The organism is Microcoleus sp. B3-A4 (assembly GCF_036705385.1).
Lineage (GTDB): Bacteria > Cyanobacteriota > Cyanobacteriia > Cyanobacteriales > Microcoleaceae > Microcoleus.
Map to the genome: position 1 here is coordinate 104,585 of NZ_JAUBUI010000006.1, position 20,252 is coordinate 124,836.

13 protein-coding genes are annotated in these 20,252 nt (G+C 45.7%); 7 read left to right on the top strand and 6 right to left on the bottom strand.

The genetic code is table 11. The annotated features are described in order from the left end of the window. Window positions 1-274: 274 nt before the first annotated feature. The 3 genes from QUB33_RS05065 to QUB33_RS05075 all read right to left on the bottom strand — a co-directional run bounded on the left by QUB33_RS05065 (window position 275) and on the right by QUB33_RS05075 (window position 3,491). On the bottom strand, window positions 275-1,219 hold the full coding sequence (locus tag QUB33_RS05065) for an FTR1 family protein (protein WP_333348114.1): 945 nt from the start codon (window positions 1,217-1,219) through the stop codon (window positions 275-277). 78 nt (window positions 1,220-1,297) lie between these two features. Next, window positions 1,298-2,326 carry a helix-hairpin-helix domain-containing protein gene (locus tag QUB33_RS05070; protein ID WP_333348117.1) on the bottom strand — a complete coding sequence of 343 codons (1,029 nt, stop codon included), beginning with the start codon at window positions 2,324-2,326 and terminating at the stop codon, window positions 1,298-1,300. 160 nt (window positions 2,327-2,486) lie between these two features. Further along, the gene (locus tag QUB33_RS05075; RefSeq protein WP_333348121.1) at window positions 2,487-3,491 is read right to left on the bottom strand and encodes a multicopper oxidase domain-containing protein; all 1,005 of its coding nucleotides are present in this window, start codon (window positions 3,489-3,491) and stop codon (window positions 2,487-2,489) included. 206 nt (window positions 3,492-3,697) lie between these two features. Between QUB33_RS05075 and rppA the strand changes: the two genes are divergently transcribed. The 4 genes from rppA to rpmB all read left to right on the top strand — a co-directional run bounded on the left by rppA (window position 3,698) and on the right by rpmB (window position 8,790). After that, entirely contained in the window at window positions 3,698-4,387 is a 690-nt protein-coding gene (gene rppA / locus QUB33_RS05080) for a two-component system response regulator RppA (protein WP_333348125.1), read from the top strand. Window positions 4,388-4,796: 409 nt separating this feature from the next. Next, the gene (gene rppB, locus QUB33_RS05085; protein WP_333348128.1) at window positions 4,797-6,128 is read left to right on the top strand and encodes a two-component system sensor histidine kinase RppB; all 1,332 of its coding nucleotides are present in this window, start codon (window positions 4,797-4,799) and stop codon (window positions 6,126-6,128) included. Between the two features lie 266 nt (window positions 6,129-6,394). Further along, window positions 6,395-8,383 (top strand): molecular chaperone HtpG, encoded by a 1,989-nt coding sequence (gene htpG, locus QUB33_RS05090; RefSeq protein ID WP_333348132.1) that lies wholly within the window; start codon window positions 6,395-6,397, stop codon window positions 8,381-8,383. Window positions 8,384-8,553: 170 nt separating this feature from the next. Then, window positions 8,554-8,790, top strand: coding sequence for a 50S ribosomal protein L28 (gene rpmB / locus QUB33_RS05095; protein ID WP_015177569.1), 237 nt, complete (start codon window positions 8,554-8,556; stop codon window positions 8,788-8,790). A 78-nt stretch (window positions 8,791-8,868) separates the two neighbouring features. Here rpmB and QUB33_RS05100 read toward each other — a convergent pair whose 3' ends face one another. From QUB33_RS05100 to proS, 3 genes are all read right to left on the bottom strand, one after another. Continuing rightward, on the bottom strand, window positions 8,869-10,935 hold the full coding sequence (locus QUB33_RS05100; RefSeq protein WP_333348135.1) for an adenylate/guanylate cyclase domain-containing protein: 2,067 nt from the start codon (window positions 10,933-10,935) through the stop codon (window positions 8,869-8,871). A 113-nt stretch (window positions 10,936-11,048) separates the two neighbouring features. Then, entirely contained in the window at window positions 11,049-14,021 is a 2,973-nt protein-coding gene (locus QUB33_RS05105) for an adenylate/guanylate cyclase domain-containing protein (RefSeq protein ID WP_333348138.1), read from the bottom strand. A 313-nt stretch (window positions 14,022-14,334) separates the two neighbouring features. Further along, window positions 14,335-16,140 carry a proline--tRNA ligase gene (proS, locus tag QUB33_RS05110; protein ID WP_333348141.1) on the bottom strand — a complete coding sequence of 602 codons (1,806 nt, stop codon included), beginning with the start codon at window positions 16,138-16,140 and terminating at the stop codon, window positions 14,335-14,337. Between the two features lie 85 nt (window positions 16,141-16,225). Between proS and QUB33_RS05115 the strand changes: the two genes are divergently transcribed. From QUB33_RS05115 to QUB33_RS05125, 3 genes are all read left to right on the top strand, one after another. Then, entirely contained in the window at window positions 16,226-16,531 is a 306-nt protein-coding gene (locus QUB33_RS05115) for a hypothetical protein (protein WP_333348143.1), read from the top strand. Further along, the gene (locus QUB33_RS05120) at window positions 16,515-16,652 is read left to right on the top strand and encodes a hypothetical protein (RefSeq protein WP_333348146.1); all 138 of its coding nucleotides are present in this window, start codon (window positions 16,515-16,517) and stop codon (window positions 16,650-16,652) included. The genes QUB33_RS05115 and QUB33_RS05120 overlap by 17 nt, the downstream gene beginning before the upstream one ends. Window positions 16,653-17,046: 394 nt before the next feature. After that, window positions 17,047-20,238: an MFS transporter gene (locus QUB33_RS05125; RefSeq protein WP_333348149.1), complete on the top strand. Its 3,192-nt coding sequence runs from the start codon at window positions 17,047-17,049 to the stop codon at window positions 20,236-20,238. Window positions 20,239-20,252: the final 14 nt, after the last annotated feature.

The following is a 20,252-nucleotide window of genomic DNA, read 5'->3' on the forward strand; positions in this document are numbered from 1 at the left end:
TTCCTAAAACTATTACTCAACAAAGGATGCAACTGTTGAGCTGAAAATTTGTACCCATTTATCAGCAATAGCTGATGCAGGATCTCGCGCTCAATTGTTGTAGATTCAATATAATTGCCGATTACAAACAGATATCAATCATCTACATGGGTACACAATTTTTTACTCAACAATTGAAACCTTTCTGATGAGAGGCTTTTGAGCTTGTGTAAGTATATTTGCAGGGGCAAGTTCAGACTAAAAAGCCGATCGTATTTCGATCGCACTTAATTTCCTATTTACTTGCCTGGGTTTTTTTGAATGGGAAAAACACTCGACCTGCCAAACTTTGGAAGTAGATGCCACCGACGGTAATTAAAAAGACGAAATAAGCGATCGCCTGCACGACATAGAGCTTATCCGTGTAGCCAAACAGCGCACTTAACAACAAACCTGGAAACTTGTCTTCGGGAAGCAGTTGCGAGGTATTCCAGACCATCGGCCCGAGAATGCAAGAGTGGATTTTAGTAAATCTTTCGTAATAGAAACACAGTGCTGCTGATTCGCGATTTGTTTGCGATAAAATATTCACCGCGCTGTCAAAAAGTCCCAAAGTAGATACCACTAAGCCTGCTACAATGAAGAGCAATAAAATGCCCATATATTTGAAAAACAGGCGGATATTAATTTTGATTCCCCATTTAAACAGCAGGACACCAAGTCCGGTGGCTGAGAGAATGCCGCCCAAAGCGCCGAGGGCTGGAATAATGCCTTGTTGAAACTTGGCGACGACAAACAAAACAGTTTCAAACCCTTCGCGCAAAACGGCAATAAAAACTAAACTAAATACGCCCCAACCAGCATGAGAGTTTTGCGTTAAAGCAGCACTTACAGCGCCTTCAACTTCGGCTTTCATAAATCGCGCTTGCTTGGTCATCCAAATCAGCATCCAGCTCAGCATTGCGATCGCTATCAGCCCAAAGATTGCTTCTAGCAGCAATTCCATAATCGGTGCAAAAGGCTGATTGGATGCGGACAAAATTTGCATCGTCCAGACCAAAAGTACACCTATCAAAGCGCTGGCAATAAGTCCAAGCCCAACACCCCCAAAAACCCAAGGGCTTAAATAGCTTTGTCCCGACTTTTTGAGGCAAGCGAGAACGATTCCGACAACTAAGGCGGCTTCGACTCCTTCGCGGAGAGTAATTACAAAGGTGGGCAATGCTTCGCTAAAATTCATCTTTTTAGTTGAGGTAATATCTGGAGGTAATTGGTAATTTGTTTTACCAATTACCGTTGGCGGTTTGAGTTAACTTTTTTAAGATGCGGGTTTGACAACTTTTTGGCTGTCGCTTTCGATGGCTTTAACTAGCTGGTTGACTTGTTCGGTGGTTTTTACGGGGGCCGCCGGCGCGATCGCAGTTGGCCAATTTGCCTTAAGTTCAGTCATGTTGGCAACAATTGCTTTGTCAATTTCCGGGCTGGTTTTAGCCACTTGAGCGGCGATATCTTTGTACAGGCTTTCCGCGTACATGACAAAACCCCGCGAATCTTGGTATTCAATTATTGCGGAAATTTTGCCGTTAGCAACTGCCGCTCCGTATTCGGAATTAGCTGTATCCAACAAGCCGTTAATCACTTGCAGCACGAATTTCGGATCTTTTCGCTGCGTTTCGGGAAGGGCGGCAATTGCTCCATCAACTGCTTGCATTGATGTGGTAAATTCCGCCTTCACTTGAGCCGGATCTTTTGCACCCGCTTTAACTAAATCTTGCAATTTAATTAAAGTAGCCTTAAATTCAGGAATTTTACGCTCGTTTAGCTGATCTTCCACATCGGCATAAATTTCTTCGACTGGATGCCCGATGTGCGGTTCTGCCTGGTCGGGTTTGCCTTGATCTAAGAGCTCTTGGGCTACGAAAAGATGCCCTTTCATCAAGCCAAGTTTAGTCATGTAATCTACATCTTTGGCTTCGCCTGTCAGCACCACATTTTCAATAGTTACCAAGTCTTTGATTTGGTCGAATTGCGCTTGAGTAATGACATTTTTTGAAACCAATTCTTCGACTTTTCCGTAAGGGCGGCTGGCTTGAATTTTGTTAGAAAGTGCCGGCACTCCTAACTTGGCTTCGAGTTTATCTAACTCTGAAAGAATGGCAGTATTGATGTTGATGCCGCCTTTGCCGCCGTGATGCCCGCTGTGACCGCTTGTGGAGGCGGGACTGGCTGTAGCAGCGGGTGAGGGTGTGCTGTCGGTGTTGCTGGCTGTGGGGGAAGCGCAACCAGCTAGAGCAACGAGGATGGCTGTAGCAGTGACTCTAGGTAATAAACGAAATGTGGATAACATGGCAGTTGCTAATTTTTACGTTATGTGCATTTGGTTTCACAAGTTATTAAGAATAATTCTCAATTATTTGCGAGCTATTCATTCTACCTATTTGCGATCGAGCTTGTCAAATAATTTCATACTTTATTTGAATCGGTGCACCCTGGTAGCAGGATGTGGTTTAAGTGATGACTTCAAATACACCCATGCAGCCAGCTTCGGCGATCGCATCTTGATGGGGATGAAACATAAATTTTCCAGCGTAGCCGTAGGTAAATTCTAAAATATGCCGTTCAGCTACTCCCATTGTGATTACATCGGTTCTTTCACTGGGAGTTAAAGTCATTCCCGTGCGATATACGTCAAAAAAGTTGGCGTGCAGGTGAAAGGTCACGGCCTGTTCGTACTCAATCAGGTTAAGAACGTACAGCCGGATTAGCTGATTTCGGTAAATAGGGATCGGGTTGTTCATGTAATAATTGGGCAACCCGTTAAAAGCGTATAGTTCGTTTTTTTCGTCGTCGTTTACGTCGTATCCTCCCATGATTAACAAGATTTCATCGGCGGGAGGGCGGGGTTTTGGCGGATCGATGATGAACATTCCATATAGTCCCTTACCTACATGGCGAGTTACGGGTTCAATATGGCAGTGATATAGATGCAATCCGTAAGGATTGGCATCGAATTCATAAATAAATACTGAACCGTTTTTCACGGGTTTAACGCCATCCATGTCGCTGGTATGAACGCCGTGAAAGTGTAGCGAATGAGAATGTCCGGCTTTGTTATAAAAAATGACGCGGATTCGATCGCCCTCAGTTGCCCTCAATGTTGGCCCCGGCACTCGATTGTTGACGTTCCAAGTGTTGAAAGCGACGGCGCTGTTAAGTTGGACGATCGAAGTATTAGCTTCCAAGCGAAATTCCCGAACCGTGCGCCCGTTTTCGCGCGTCACCGTGCCGTAATCAAAATCCCGCGCAATTTGCATCGGGTTAATATTGCTGACGGTGAGTGCATCTGCGGGGATGGGCGGTATTCTCGCAACTGATGTCGGTTTGCGAGTCAAGTTTTGAAGTGCGATCGCGCCGCCCGCTACCCCAGCACCAGCTATTCCTAGCTGTAGCAGTTGGCGGCGACTCCAGCGCCCTGCCTTTTTAATGGCGGGACGATCGGATAAATCTGTCATACTTATTGAAAAACTTTCTCAAAAATTTTCTCGTGGTTGATTATAAGACATTACTAGCTTGTTGTCAATCATTGTCAACTGTTCTCTTTTTCTGCGAATTCAGAATATTTCATGCTGATTTCATCTCAGTATGTGAGCTTAAATGTTGGGGTAGATGCTGCCGATCGCTAACAATGTATAAGGATTTACCGCTATAAATTAGAATTATGAGAGTTTTGCTAGTTGAAGATGAGCCAGATTTAGGGAAAGCGATCGATCGCACTTTAAAGCAGGAAAAATATATAGTTGATTGGGCTTTGGATGGCAGTGAAGCTTGGGAATATTTAGACAGTCAGTGGACGCAATATAACCTGGCTATTTTTGACTGGTTGTTACCAGGATTGTCAGGATTGGAACTGCTGCGGAGATTGCGTGCTAAAAATAGCGCCCTGCCCGTTTTGATGCTAACAGCCAAAGACCGAATGGAAGATAAAGTTGCAGGACTAGATGCCGGGGCTGACGATTACTTAGTTAAACCGTTCGGGATGGCGGAACTGTTAGCACGATTGCGGGCTTTGCAAAGGCGATCGCCCCACATTCAACCGCAACAGCTACAGGTAGGAAATCTAGTTTTGGACTGCGGAACACGCACTGTGTGCCATCTCGATCGAAGTGGCAACAGCCAGATAATTGCTTTAACAAACAAAGAGTTTCAACTGCTAGAATACTTTATGAAACATCCCAACCAAATTATCACGACTGACCAAATTCGGAATCAGCTATGGGAAGCGAGTGCAGATAGCTTTAGCAATGTGGTAGCAGCTCAAGTGCGCTTGCTGCGGCGCAAACTTGAGTCGGTAGGCGGCGCGAATTTAATAGAAACCGTTCACGGCGTCGGATACCGCATGAGAAATTAAAGTAGGGCAGCTTCTCCGGTCGCCCCCACAATAAAATTTAATTTTTGTGGAACAGGCATCTTGCCTGTTCTTAACAATTATAGGACTAAGGCCAACTGGCACAAAAGTATGTAGTTGCGCTTCAGCGCTCTTTCCTAAGCTAAGAGCGCTTAGCCGGGTCAAGGTGAGTAACGAGCCTACTAAGTTTCAGCGTTTTAATTCTGAGTCCAAGCTCCCCCAAGCAATTTTCCTTGATTGAAGTCTCAAAAATTGGAAGTTGAAATAGGGGTTTTCGGCTTTTGGTCGGGTTCAGATTTAACACGCCAGACAGGGCTAGCTAAGAGCGCTGAAGCGCAACTACATACGTAAAATTGCACCCTTATTTGTAACAGTTGGCCTTCGTTCCAAATTATATAAAATCTGAGTTTAAATGAATCAAAATAAACTATTTAATCGAACTCGCTGGCAATTAGCCATTTCCTATGCGGCTGTAATGGGTTTGATTTTAAGCGTGTTAGGATTTGGGGTATACAAGGCGATCGCCCACGCTCACTGGGTAGCCATAGACCGGGAATTAGAATCGGTAGCGGGGACGCTACACGACAGCCTAGAACTCAAATTGCAGCAGCCCGGACGCTTGGAGCCAATAGTAAACGAACTTTTGCCCAACCTCCGGCTAGTTGGAGTTAAAGGCATTAAAGAACAGTTGCCAAGCCGCCATATTTTAAGCGCGATCAACCAAGGCTATTACTATATTCGTTTATTTGATTATTCCGGGAAATTAATTGCTACAGCAGGCGCTTATCCCGAAGAATTACCACCACAATTTAACTCCCAATACTGGCAAACAATAACTGACAGCAAAGGCAATATTTACCACCAAATTTCTGTAGCGCTACACACCCAAACACAGCAAGATTGGGGGTATTTTCAAGTTGGGCGCAACCTGCAAGACTTCAATGATTATCTCAGTACAGTGAAATGGGTTTTGAAATTAGGATTGCCTACAGCATTGATTTTGATAGGCTTTGCTAGTTGGTTGCTGGCAGGATTGGCCATGAAACCGATTTATTCTTCCTACCGACAAATCCAACAGTTTACAGCGGATGCAGCCCACGAATTGCGGACGCCTTTAGCGGCTTCGCAGGCGACTGTAGAATCGGCGCTGTTGACGCCTCAATTAGATGAAAAAGAAGCGCGGGAAATTTTGCGGACGATCGATCGCCAAAACCGACGGTTGACTCAGTTAGTTGCTGATTTGCTGCTGCTGGCTCGCATGGATAATCAGGCGATACGCGATCGCCCTCAATTGTGTTGTTTGAATGACTTGGTGAGCGATTTAGTCGAGGAATTGGCGGCAATGGCGATCGCTTCTAAGGTAGCGTTAACATCCGAAGTGCGAGTGCAGCAGCAATTAAATGTTGTCGGCAATTCCGACCAACTTTATCGCTTAGTTGCTAATTTAATTGTTAATGCGATTCAATACACTCCGGCGGGCGGCAAAGTAACAGTTATTTTAGATTGCAGCCACCAAGAGGCGATCGTTCAGGTTCAAGATACCGGTATTGGGATGGCGGCGGCAGATTTAGAACGAATATTCGATCGATTTTACCGAGTCAACAGCGATCGATCGCGCCATACCGGCGGTTCGGGACTGGGATTGGCGATCGCCCAAACCATAGCCCGCGCCCACCGCGGCAGCCTCAGCGCCCGCAGCGAATTGGGTTCCGGCAGCACCTTTCTCCTGCAGTTGCCTTTGTGAGCTACTATGTGAGGGAAACTGACATCTTGCACGATCTTCGCTTAACAGGTCTTTCTGGCCTGTTCCACAAAAAGTGAATTATCTTGTGGGGAGTAGGAGTTGGGATTTTCTAGCCAGCCCGTGAAAGGCTTATTGAGAATTGTCCAAGATGTGGGGAAAACCGAATCATCTATTTGTGGTAATCCCTTTTGCAGAAGAGAACACGATCGCCGAAAATCATTAAATAGCTATTTCTAAGCAATTAGCAGTCATCAGAGAGAAAAATTATGACAGTTTTAGAACAGGGAACAATCTCAATCCATACCGAAAATATTTTCCCGATTATCAAGAAGTCGCTATACACTGACCACGAAGTCTTCTTGCGGGAACTAATTTCTAACGGCGTCGATGCCATTGCCAAACTCAAAATGGTTTCCCGTTCCGGCGAATACGGCGGCGACATGGGCGAACCGCAAATCAACATAGCGATCGACAAAGAAAACAAAACCCTCTCAATTTCCGATAACGGCATCGGCATGACCCCCGATGAGGTAAAAAAATACATCAACCAAGTCGCTTTCTCCAGCGCAGAAGAATTTATTCAAAAATACCAAGGCAGTGGCGACGACGCAATCATTGGTCACTTCGGTTTAGGTTTCTACTCTTCTTTCATGGTGGCGAAGAAAGTAGAGATTGATACTCTTTCTTACCAAGAAGGCTCCCAAGCAGTACACTGGTCTTGCGACGGTTCTCCCGCTTTTGAACTATCAGAATCTTCCCGCACGGAACGCGGCACTACTATTACTCTTACCCTCCAAGACGAAGAAGAAGAATATTTAGAACCCACTCGCATTAAGCAGTTAATCAAAACTTACTGCGATTTCATGCCAGTTCCCATCAAATTTGATGGAGAGGAACTCAACAAGCACAAAGCAATTTGGCGGGACTCAGCCAGCAATTTGCAAAAAGAAGATTACTTGGAACTCTACCGCTACCTTTACCCGTTCCAAGACGAGCCGCTGCTGTGGGTACACCTGAATACAGATTATCCTTTCATTGTTAACGGGATTCTTTACTTTCCCAAACTGCGCCCGGATGTCGATGTTACCCAAGGCAATATTAAGCTATTCTGCAACCAGGTTTTTGTCAGCGACCACTGCGAAGAAATTATCCCGAAATTCTTGATGCCGCTGCGGGGCGTTATTGACAGTACCGACATTCCGCTGAACGTTTCTCGCAGTTCTTTGCAAAGCAATCGCACTGTGCGGAGAATTGCTGATTATATTGCGAAAAAAGTGGGCGATCGCCTGAAAGAACTCTACCGCGACGACCGTGACGAATACATCCGCTGCTGGCAAGATATCGGCACTTTTGTCAAGTTTGGAACTCTCAACGATGACAAGTTCAAAAAGCAAGTCGAAGATATTTTAATCTACCGCAGCACCTACGAACCAACAGCCGAGAAGCCAGAAACTGTAACGCCAGAAGTTCAGGTGCAAACTGAGGAAGGAGATTTGTGGCAAGATGTAACTCCGAAGTCTGAAACTTCTACTTCGACGCAGCCTTACACGACTCTAAAAGAGTATTTGGAACGCAATCAAAAACGCCACGAAAATCGCGTGTTTTATTGTACCGATCCGGCGTCTCAAGCAACTTACGTGGCAATGCACAAAAGCCAAGGTTTAGAAGTGCTGTTTATGGATTCTTTCATCGACACGCACTTTATCAGCTTCTTGGAAAGAGAATACTCAGATGTTAAATTCTCCCGGGTTGATTCCGACATCGACGAGACGCTAATTGACAAAGAGAAAGAAGCGGAAATTGTCGATCCGGCGACGAATAAAACTCGCAGCGAACAAGTTAAAGAAATGTTCCAAAAAGCTCTCAATAAGCCGAAAGTGAACATTCGCACAGAAGCTTTGAAGTCTGACTCTGCGGAGGCGACGCCACCTGCGATCGTACTTTTGCCGGAAGCTTTGCGCCGGATGCGCGACATGACGGCGCTTTTGCAGCAGCAAGCCGCCGAATTCCCCGAAGAACACGTTTTGCTGGTGAATACCTCTCACCCGCTGATTCAAAATCTGGCGAGTTTGAGTCAGGGTGCGATTATTCAAGGCGGCGGGGAGTCTCCGTCAAGTCAGTTGGCGAGTATGATTTGTCACCACGTTTACGACTTGGCTTTGATGGCCCAGAAGGGTTTCGATGCTGAAGGGATGAAAGATTTTGTCGAGCGATCGAATCAAGTCTTGACAAAATTGACTGAACGTGCAATGTAATTCCCCCCCCAACCCCCCCTTGCTAAGGGGGGAGTAAGAGTTTATTTCTATTGCTGAGCGGGCGATCGGGTGTTTTTTGTCCCCCCTTTAACAAGGGGGGCTAGGGGGGTTCTGCGCTGTTGCTATATAATAAAAGGCTGCACGCAAAAAACGGTAATCTGGAGCGCAATATGTCACGGAAATGTCAGCTAACGGGAAAGAAGGCGAATAACGGTTTTGCAGTTTCTCACTCGCACCACCGCACTCACAAATTGCAAGACGCCAATTTGCAGTGGAAGCGGGTTTGGTGGCCGCAGGAGAAGCGCTGGGTAAGATTGCACCTTTCTACAAAGGCGATTAAAACCTTGCAAAACAAGGGTTTGGAAATCATGGCGAAGGAAGCTGGAATTAACCTGTACAAGCTTTAAAAAACTTGGCTAAATTAAAATGAGGGCGATCGCACACTTGAGAGTGCGATCGCCCTTACTTTTAGAGAAAAACCTTTACTAGAGCAATTTTCGGCTTTTCAGTAAATAAGTAGTCATCTGACCTTTGCCTTTAACTTCGATCGCGCCGCGGTTTTCAAAGAAATACTTTTCTCGCAATTGCTGATAAGTTGTTTCTGTTACCTGAATACTCCCAGGCTTGCCGTGAGATTCCATGCGGGAAGCGGTATTAACGGTGTCTCCCCACAAATCGTAAATAAATTTTTTAATACCGATGACTCCGGCGACAACCGGGCCGCTGTTGATGCCGATTCTAATTCTGAAATTTTGATTGTGGGTATTGCTGAAGTCAGTAATTGCCTGCTGCATATCCAAAGCCATTTCTGCGATCGCTTCTGCGTGATCTGGGCGGAGAATTGGCAGCCCTCCAACTACCATGTAAGCGTCCCCAATCGTCTTAATTTTTTCCAAACCGTGCCTTTCTGCTAGGTTGTCAAATGTCGAAAAAATGTCATTCAGCCAGGCTACTAATTGCGTTGGAGAAACTAGCGAACTGAGCTGAGTAAAGCCTACTATGTCCGCAAATAAGACAGTAACGTCAGCAAAAGTGTCTGCGATTGTACTGTCTCCCCGCTTCAACCGATTTGCTATTTCTTCAGGCAAAATATTCAACAACAACCGTTCTGATTGTTCCTGTTGAACTCGCAGTGCACTTAAAGTCTCATTCAGAGCATTAGTTCGTTCTTTCACTCTAAATTCTAACTCTTCATTCAGCTTGTAAAGCGCCATTTCAGCCCGCCTGCGGTCTGTTATATCCGTACCGATTGCCAGCATTCCCGCGAACTTTCCTGCCGCGTCAAACAGCGGTTTATTTGCCCACGATACCCAAACCCGCTCGCCGCTGCGCCGGATACTTTCATTTTCATTTCGAGTATATTCTTCTGGGTTTTCCAAAATATCTCTCAACTTGGCTGCCAAGTCATTTCCTCTTGTATCTCTCTGGGGAATGATTGTTCCCACGGCGTTTTTGCCAATAATTTCTTCTTCATCGTAACCAAAAAAATTCTGTGCAAATTCGTTGAAAAATGTAATATTTCCTTCCGTATCTATTTTTAAAATAATGCTGTTAGCATTTTCCACTAATTCCCGATACTTAATTTCGCTTTGGCGCAGCGAATCCTCTGCTGATGCGCGTTCGGCTACACTGGCCGCCAACAGCAGCGATGTAACTACAATTACGCTCATAAAAGCCTGCAAAAATAAGATTGCCTGATTGATATTTTCGGCTTTGGCAATAAAAGGGCCGCCTCCCTGAGAACCGCCCCAAATGGCGATACTGGATACAAGGAAAGATGCTAAAACCGCCCCACCCTGGCCGAATTGAATGGTTGCCCAAATTACCAAGGGAAATGGCAAGTATTCGAGGGGATAACCTGAGATACTACCTTCACTTTTTGAGTTGTATACTAGCCAACTGACTGTTACTAATAACACCAGGCATATTGTGGCACCGATTCGATTTACAATTGTTTGAGAACTTGTATTTTGTGAAGGGCTGGGCGCGGGCTTCTGGTGGTATATAATCAACAGCAGGGGAGTAAAAATTAAAACTCCTAAGCTATCTCCGAGATACCAATTCCATCGAATGTGCCAATATTCGCTCCACTCAAGTACACCAGTTACACAGAGGCGCAGCGTGCCGAGAGTGCAGTTGATTTGAGTGGCAACTACAGCACCGCAGAAAACTAAATTGACTACATCTATCAGCCGCTCTAGTGACGGCCGAAACTTGAGTTTCTGTAACAAAGTAAATGCGATAAAAGCTTGCAGACAAGCACTTAAGGCAGATACTAATCCACTTATTAAGGAGACTTTTTGGTTGAAAATATCGAAAAAGAAGACGCCTAAAGCTATTCCCGGCCACACCTGGCGGCCGAACAATAAAAGTGCAGCTTGTGCAATTCCTGCGGGTGGCCAGACACACGTACCTAATGTATTTACGCCGGGGATTGAAACAGCTATTTTTGCTCCCACAGCGTAAGCAAAAGCAATGGCAGCTACTCGTGCTAAGTATTGCCAATTCCTAGATTCAGGAAATCGCAGAAACTGAATTTTTTTGGGAATCATAGTGAGAGTTAGATTTTTAACTAACGATAGCAACCGCGCCCGAAGATTAGAAAATTCTTAATCCTGAAATATGACTTCTTATATTGCTTCTTCCTTCTTCATTATTCTTGATGCTATAACTTGATACCGGTAAGAAAATAAGTGTTCATCTGGCTTTTGCCTTTGACTTCGATCGCGCCGCGACTTTCAAATACATACTTGTCCTGCAATATATCATAAATTGCAGACGTGACTTGAATGCGCCCCGGCAAGCCGTGGGATTCCATGCGCGAAGCGGTGTTAACGGTGTCTCCCCACAAATCGTAAATAAATTTTTTAATACCGATTACTCCGGCGACGACAGGGCCGGTGTTAATGCCAATTCTGATGCTGAAATCTTGATTGTGGGTATTGCTGAAGTCAATAATTGCCTGCTGCATATCGAGGGCCATTTGGGCGATCGCCTCTGCATGATCGCTGCGGGGCATCGGCAGCCCTCCAACTACCATGTAAGCGTCGCCAATCGTCTTAATTTTTTCCAATCCGTGCTTTTCTGCTAGGCGATCGAATGTGGAAAAAATGTCGTTAAGCAAGGAAACTAATTCTCGTGGAGAAATTTGGGAACTAATTTGGGTAAAACCGACTATATCTGCAAATAATACTGTTACTTCGGCAAAAGTATCGGCGATGATGCTTTGGTCTTGTTTTAATCTGTCGGCGATGGGTTGTGGTAAAACGTTTAGTAGGAGACGGTCGGATTTTTCTTGTTCTAAGCGCAAAGCTGCCTCAGCTTGTTTACGAGTTGTGATGTCTTGAACAGTACCTTCGTAATAAAGCAAATTCCCGTAGGAATCGCGCACGGTATAAGTATTTTCTGAAATCCAAATTATGCTGCCATCTCGGCGGTAAATTTGAGATTCAAAATCCGATACTTTGCCTTGTTCTTCTATTAAGCGGACAACTTCGGCGCGGCGCTCGGGGTCAACATAAAGCTGTTGGCTAATATCAGTTAGTGTACCCACCAATTCCTCGCCCGAACTGTAACCGTAAATGCGAACCAAAGCAGGATTGGCGCTGAGATATTGTCCATCTGGGGTAGTTTGAAAAATGCCGACGATCGCATTTTCAAAAATGCTGCGGTATTTTTCTTCAGCTTGCCGCAGCGCTTCTTCAGCCCGCTGGCGTTCTCGCGCTTCCACTGCGAAAGTTACAGAGTCTGCTAGAGAAATAGCAAAACTTTGTTCTTCAATAGTCCAATAACGGGGATTTCCTACGTGTTCCAAACAAATAACTCCTGCTGTTTCTGCGCCTATTTGAATCGGCGTATCTAGCATAGAAGTGATGCCCAAGGGAATTAGGTAAGATTCTGCAAATTCTCTAGTTCTAAAATCTTTTTGCGCGTCAAAGGCAGCAATTGCGCGTTCTTCTCCTAGTGCTTGAAAATAGACAGGATAGTCTGCTGCTGCTAATTCCAAACCGTGTGAGTGCTGGTTGAGAGTGCGATCGAACAAATCTAGGCACTCCATCTTGGATTTAGTGCGATCGTACAGCCAGACGCTCGATCGGGCAACTTCCAGAGTACGGCTAGCAGTTTCAGTTATTTGTTGAAGCGCTTTTGTTAAGTCGCCTTGATTCAGCGCTTTATTTTTGGCTAAATCAATTAATGCCGATTTCTGTTTCTGTAGCTGAAGTTCGCTTTGTTTCAGGGCATTTGTCCGCTCTTCAACTCGGATTTCCAGCTTTTCATTTAGCTTTTGCAGCGCTATTTGAGCTTTGCGGCGATCGGTGATATCTGTGCCGATGCAGAGGATTTCCAGGATTTCTCCTGCTGAACCAAGCAGGGGTTTATTTGCCCAAGATACCCAAACGCGATCGCCATTGCGCCGGAGGTTTTCATTTTCATAGCTGGTAAAGCGATCGGGATTTTGTAAAATTTGACTATAAACCAACTCTAAGTTCTTCCCTTCGAGGTCTGTCTGGGGAATAATTGTTCCCATTGCATTTTTACCAATGATTTCTTCCTGAGTGTAGCCAAAGAATATTTCCGCAAATTCGTTAAAAAAAGTAATATTGCCCTTAGCATCCAATTTCAGAATAATGCTGCTAGCATTTTCCACCAATTCTCGATATTTAATTTCGCTTTCTCGCAGGGAATTTTCTGCCTCAGCGCGTTCAGCTACTGTCGCTGCCAATAACAGCGAGGTAATTGTAACTACAGCCATAAAAGCTTGCAAAAATAAGATAGCCTGAGTGATATTGTCGGCTTTGGTTATGAACGGCCCCCCTCCATGAGAACTGCCCATAATTGCGATGCTTGAGACAATGAACGATGCTAAGACAGCGGCTCGTTGACCGAATTGGAGCGCAGACCAAATTATAAAAGGAAACGGCAAATATTCCAGGGGATAACGAGAAATAGAAGCGTCATTTTTCGAGACAAAGACAAGCCAGCTCACGCTAATTAATAATATTAACCATACTCCTCGCCAAATTAAATATCTTTGCTTGCGGTCTGTTTGTCTTTTTAAACGTTCGGCGGTTACTTTAGGGCGAAAAAATATTAGGATTAAGGGAGTTAAAATTAAAACTCCCATTGTGTCTCCCAACCACCAATCCCATCGAACAGACCAATATTCTGCCCAATCTACTTTGCCCGCTAAATATAGGGAAAACGCGCCAATAGTGCAACTGATTTGAGTACAAATTAGACCGCCAAACAAGATTAGATTAACTACATCTTTCAAGCGTTCGAGAGATGGACGAAACCCCATCCAGCCCAGGGCAGTTACTGCAACAACAGCTTGCAGAATAGCCCCGGCGTTTCCTCCCAGCCAAACCGTGAATATCTGCTCATGTGGGTTAACAAAATTTAGCAGAAATGTACCCAAAACTATGGCAGGCCAGACTTTTTTCCCACACAATAAAAGTCCAGCTTGGGCAATTCCAGCAGGCGGCCACACCGAGGAAGCAAAGGGACTAACACCTTCAATTGAAATTGCTAGCCTCGCCCCCACGGCGTAAGCGACAGCAACGACAGCTACTTGAGCTAAGTACCGCCCAATTCGGGATTGAGGGAATCGCAGAAACTGATTTAGGTTCAGATTCATACCGAGTTTTAAGTTTTAGATAATTTCACATCTCAAGGAAAAGGGAAGAAGGAAGAGGGAAGTTCGGCAACGGATTCTGTAACGGATGTAACGGATGTCAGGAAGTGGGAAGAGGGAAGAGCATTTCATATTTGTAACAATACTTCTTCTGGCTCCTTCTTTCTTCCTGCATCCTGCCTCCAAACTCCAATTTCTAGCGGGGGTGCTTTCATTGAGATGCTCCCAAGAGGGGAGCTAATGTAGGGTGTACAGCGCGCACCTTGCGATCCTAAATGTAGGTGCGGGGTGCGCGCACCTTACCAATTATAAAGGCTTAGTTGATGGCGGCTTCAATCCACTGTTTTAAAGTAGAATTTACTTCATCAATGAGAATTTCCTGTGATTTGTGAGTTGCTCTTTCCACGACTTCAACTTTGCCTGCTTTCAGCGAACGACCCGGAACAATCCGATAGGGAATGCCGATTAAATCGGCATCTTTGAATTTAACTCCGGCCCGTTCGTCGCGGTCATCGAGTAGGGTTTCAATGCCAGATTGGTTGAGTTGTGCATAGAGTTTTTCGGCGACTTCTACTTGTTGGGCGTCGGAAATATTGGGGATGCTAATGATGGCGTGATACGGCGCGATCGCCACTGGCCAAATTATCCCGTCTTTGTCGTAGGATTGTTCTACGGCCGATTGAGCTAGCCGCGACACGCCGACGCCGTAGCAGCCCATAACAAAGGGCATTTCTTCGCCTTGTTCGCTGGTGTAGGTGGCGCCCATTGCTTGGGAGTATTTTGTGCCTAATTGGAAGATGTGGCCGACTTCGATGCCTCTGGCGCTTTGCAAGGTTTGTTCGGGGTTGTGCGCTGCCCGATCGCCCTTTTTGGCGGTTCTGACACTTACAACCGTTGCTGGCAGGGCAAATTCTTTGTTCCAATTGGCCCCGACAACGTGATATCCTGATTCGTTTGAACCGGTGACAAAGTTTGTCAGGTCAACTGCGGTGCGATCGACTAAACGCAAAAACTTAGAGTTTACCTCCTTGCTTCCAGCGATATAATCATCAGCAACATCCGGAGCCATATAACCGAGAGGTAAAGATTTAGCAGCCCATTTCCGCTGAGCTTCCGCATCCGGAACAGTCAAAAATAAAACAGTTTTAGCTTGATAATTGCCCGCTAACTTCGTCAATTCATTGAGCAACTTTACCTGATTCACATCTTGGTCGCCGCGAATGCTTACCAATACCAAAACAGTCATGCCATTATCGTAAACTGCCTGGTAAAGCACATTTTTGACAACTTGCGTCGGAGAACATTTCAAAAACTTGCAAAGTTTATCAATTGTTTCAGTTCCTGGCGTTTCCCGCTTTTCAAACGTTGAAAAGGGCGACGGTTCCACATCAGCAGGCATCGATACAGCCTTTTCCACATTAGCTGCATACTGACCATCTTCAGTATAAAGAACTTCATCTTCTCCCGCTTCTGCCAGCACCATAAACTCTTGAGAACCAGAACCGCCAATTGCTCCCGAATCAGCATCTACTGCTCGGAATTGCAAGCCAGATCGGCGCAGCATATTGCTATAAGCTTGAGCCATATCCTGATAAGTTTTTTTCAGGCTTTCTTCGTTAGTGTGGAAAGAATAGCCATCTTTCATAATGAATTCGCGACCGCGCATCAACCCGAAACGCGGGCGAATTTCATCGCGAAACTTAGTTTGAATTTGATATAGATGTACAGGCAATTGCCGATAGGAACGAATCATATCTTTAGCAATTGTAGTAATTACTTCTTCGTGCGTTGGGCCCAGTCCCAATTCTCGCTGCTGCCTGTCTGTCATTGCAAACATAATACCTTCAGCTTGAGTATAGGTATCCCAGCGGCCGGATTCCCGCCACAAATCGGCCGGTTGCAATTGCGGGAGGAGACATTCTTGAGCGCCGGTAGCGTCCATTTCTTCGCGCACAATTTGAGATACTTTTTTGAGAACTCGCCACATTAAAGGTAGATAAGCGTAAATTCCGCTACCGATGCGCCGGATGTATCCGGCACGGAGTAATAATTTGTGACTGGGAATTTCTGCTTCTGCCGGGTCTTCGCGCAGGGTGACAAAAAGCATTTGAGAGAGTCGCATGGCTGATTTCCTTAAAATACCGGATGAGTGTAATTTTAGATCAACTTCTGATATTATCAGAACTAAGCCCGATTTGATTAAATATATGAATAAAATTTGGCAAAACTATGAAAAAGGTATGGAAGTATTTGATAATTGTCACTCTCCTACGGTGCAATCTCAGTGGCTTGCATTAAAAGATGAAATAGGAGAATTTGTTCGAGAACCTAATTTAAGCGAAATTTGGGATATTGTTCATGCTGCTGGTCGATTGTTTTACAAAATAATCGGAATTCCCTTATATTTACTGGCATATCCTACTGTTCGCAAACACAGTCAACGTTTCGAGGAGTACGGCTGTATTCGCAGCATCCGCAACTGTGAGGGTAAATGCTGTGGCAAAAATTCGTAGCCTAGGCTGCGGCGCACCCGATATCATGTTTGTTGAATTGCCTGCAATTACACTTAGAAAAGCTCGATCGCAACCGACTGCTTATGCAGATCCCTCCCTCGGAATTACTAGATCGTTTTGAGCCTAAAAATCAAACGGAATCCTCAACTAAGTAGCGCACTATACGATATGTAGAGTGCATCACATCGCACTTTACTACTATTGATAATTGGTGGGGATTGCCCCCGCCTCAAACTTGCCACTTTTATGCGGACTCTGCTGCTACCAGTCCCTTAAAAAGTAATTTCTGACTTTAGACGGATTTATTTTTTAGCTTCCACAGCCATAATAAGCAGTAAGGATGAGATCACTATAGAACTGAGTTATCACTCATCCCAATGTCACTAAGAAGGGCTTCCGTAAGATAAAGCCGAACCCAAACAAAACCTCATCTAAAGATTACAAACACCCCTAGAAAAAAGTTGGGGGCAATTTTCGATATGCCGAGTTAGGCATAAAAATTAAGGAGGTAAATTATGTTTCAAAGCGAGTTATTAATGTCGCTGTACACTCCAAAACTCGATAGGGGCCAAATGCCAGTAGAAATGCCAGTAGAAATGCCAGTAGAAATGCCTGTACAAATGCCTGTACAAATGCCTGTAGAAATGGATGTGCCATTTGACCATCCCGATATCGGAGGGCTGATGTTTTTAAGCCCGCAGTTTTTCGTGGCATTAATTGCCGGAGTCATTATGGCTTTCGGCTTCCAATTCCTGTTAACAAATTTCTCGATCGCCGCCAAAATATCAAATTGGGACGAGGCTTTACCCGACGATGACGATGATGATGAGTCCGAAAGTTTAGGCAAAAAAGTTCGGAAAATCGAAGGTTTAGTCGGGGGTTGGATTTTAGTCACAGTTAACCTGGCTTTATTTTTGGCTTGTTTTCTCGCAGTCAAACTAACTTCAATTGCCAGCGTAGACGGAGCGGCAATTATTGGTGTGGTAATCTGGGCTGCGTACTTTTTAACCCTGGTGTGGCTCGGTTCTAGCGCCGTCGGTTCTATGATCGGTTCCTTGATAAAAACTGCTTTTTCAGGCGTTCAAGGTCTGATGGGTACTGCCGGTGCAGCGATCGGCGGCAAGATGGCTAACGACCAAATGGTCAATACTGTAGAGGCATCTGTGGCCGCTGTCCGCCGCGAATTGAGTTCGGCAGTAGACCCGGATAGCATTCGCGAAACACTGCAAGATTATGTGGGTTCTTTGCAGTTACCCAAACTAGATGTTAAGGAAATTCGCGGTCAATTTGAAAAGTTGCTGGGCGATGCAGATATCAAATCTCTTGCCGGAAGCGACGTTCTGAAGAATGTTAACCGCCAGACTTTTGTGGATTTAGTTAAGAGTCGCACAGACTTTTCTCAAGAGGAAATAACTCAAGTTGCTGACCAACTCGAAGGCGTTTGGAAGCAAACTTTCGGCAAGCAGCAAGAGCAGAAAGACCCGAATTTAGAGTTGGTTGATTTTCTCAAGTTTGCGGCTCCCGATTTGCTGAAGTCTGACGAACTCAACGCCAAGTTATCTCAAATTCTGGAAAGTAGGGAAAACAAATCGGGCTCCAGCAGCGGCATGAAGCGAGCGATGCAGTTGGGAGTGGGATCTCTTGTGAACACTGTTTTGTCGCGGACGGATTTGTCGGATTTGGATGTTGAAAAAATCACTGGTCAGTTGCAGCAACTGACAGCCAAAGGGACGGAACAAGCTAAATCTTTGGCTTCTAAGGTGGGCGACAAAGTGCCTGCGCTGCCTTTCAATACAGCTAAGGCTGATGTGGAAAACTACTTGATGAATGCCCAACCTTGGCATCTCAACCGGGAGACCATCAAGCAGGAATTTAGGGATGTGATTTACGACCCGGAAGCTTCTCCTGGGGCTGTTTTGCGCCAGTTAGAGCTGTTTAATCCCGATTATTTTGTAGGGATTCTCAGCCGCCGTGAGGGGTTTGCTCCTGAACAGGTGACGGAAATTGCCCAACAGCTTGAAGGTGTGCGCCAAGAAGTGTTGGAAATTGTGCAAGCTGCTGCTGGTGAAGAACAGTCTCAAGATTTGCGGAGTCGGATTGAGAATTATTTGCGATCGACTGGCAAGGAAGAATTGAATCCTGAAGGTATCGAGCGGGATTTCCAAGCGCTTTTGGAAGATCGGGATGCTGGTTTTGAGGCTTTGCGCGATCGCCTATCGCAGTTTAACCGCGATACTTTGGTACAGTTGTTGGGTCAGCGGGAAGATTTCAGTCCAGAGGAAGCCGATCAGTTAATCGGGCGGCTCGAAAGTTCGCGCGATCGCGTGATTTCGAGAGCTCAAGAATTGCAAGAGCAAGCGAAATCGAAAGCGCAAGAATTGCGGCAAAAGGTAGAAGACTATCTCCGCAATACTAATAAGGAAGAACTCAATCCCGAAGCGATCGAGCGCGAGTTTCAAACGCTGTTAAACGACCCAGAAGCCGGATTAAAAGCGCTGAGAGAACGCTTGTCTCAATTCGACCGCGATACGCTGGTGCAGTTGCTGTCACAGCGCCAAGACCTCAGCGAAGAACAGATCAATCAGGCGATCGACCGGATCGAATCTGTGCGCGACAACATTATCCACGCGCCGCAAATAGTGGCAGATAGAGCTAGGGAGCAGTACGAGGAAGTTACTGCAAAAATTGGCGAGTACCTGCGGAATACAAACCTGGAAGAACTCGATCCAGAAGGCATCAATCGGGATTTGACCAAATTGTTTGAAAATCCGAAAGAGGGTGCTTTGGCACTTCGGGACAGACTTTCTCAGGTCGATCGCGAAACTTTAGTCAAGTTGCTGTCGCAGCGGGAAGATTTGAGCGAAGAACAGATCGAGCGGACGATCGATCGCGTGCAAGATTCGATTCGCAGCATCGTGAAATCGCCCCGCCGCTTGGCTTCTCGCGCTCAAAAAACAGTCCGCGATTTTCAAGGAAGTTTGGAAAATTACTTGCGGAATACGGACAAGGAAGAACTCAATCCTGAAAGCATCAAACGCGATTTGCAGTTGCTGTTTAGCGAGCCGTCCATGGGGATGCAAAGTTTGGGCGATCGCCTGAAGCACTTCGATCGATCGACTCTGGTAGCATTGCTGTCGCAGCGGGAAGACATCTCGGAAGAGGAAGCTAACAGAATTGCCGACCAAATTGAATCTGTCCGCAACCAAATTGTCGAACAAGTTCAAATGGTTCAGGACAAGTTTCAGTCAGCAATGGATGGTATTTTCGGGAAAATCCGGGATTACCTCAATTCGCTGGAGCGACCCGAGCTAAACTACGAAGGCATCAAGCGGGACTTACGCAAAGTGTTTGACGACCCGCAGGCCGGATTTGACGCGATTAAAGAGCGTTTAGGTGAGTTCGATCGCGGTACTTTAGTTGCCCTGCTGAGTTCTCGTTCCGATATTTCCGAGACTGACGCGCACCGAATTGTTGACCAAATGGAAGGAGCCCGGGACAGCGTTTTATTGCGCTCGGAACGCCTGCAATCTGAAGCCAAAAAACGCATCAAACAGCTCAAAAACAAGGCCAAGCAGCAAGCAGAAGATGCGCGCGAAGCCGCCGCAACTGCTGCTTGGTGGCTGTTCGGTACGGCTCTGACTTCTGTGGTGGTTTCGGCTTTGGCTGGAGCAATAGCAGTCAACGGTATTTCTGGTTTGTTTAGCTAGATTTTCAACGAGTT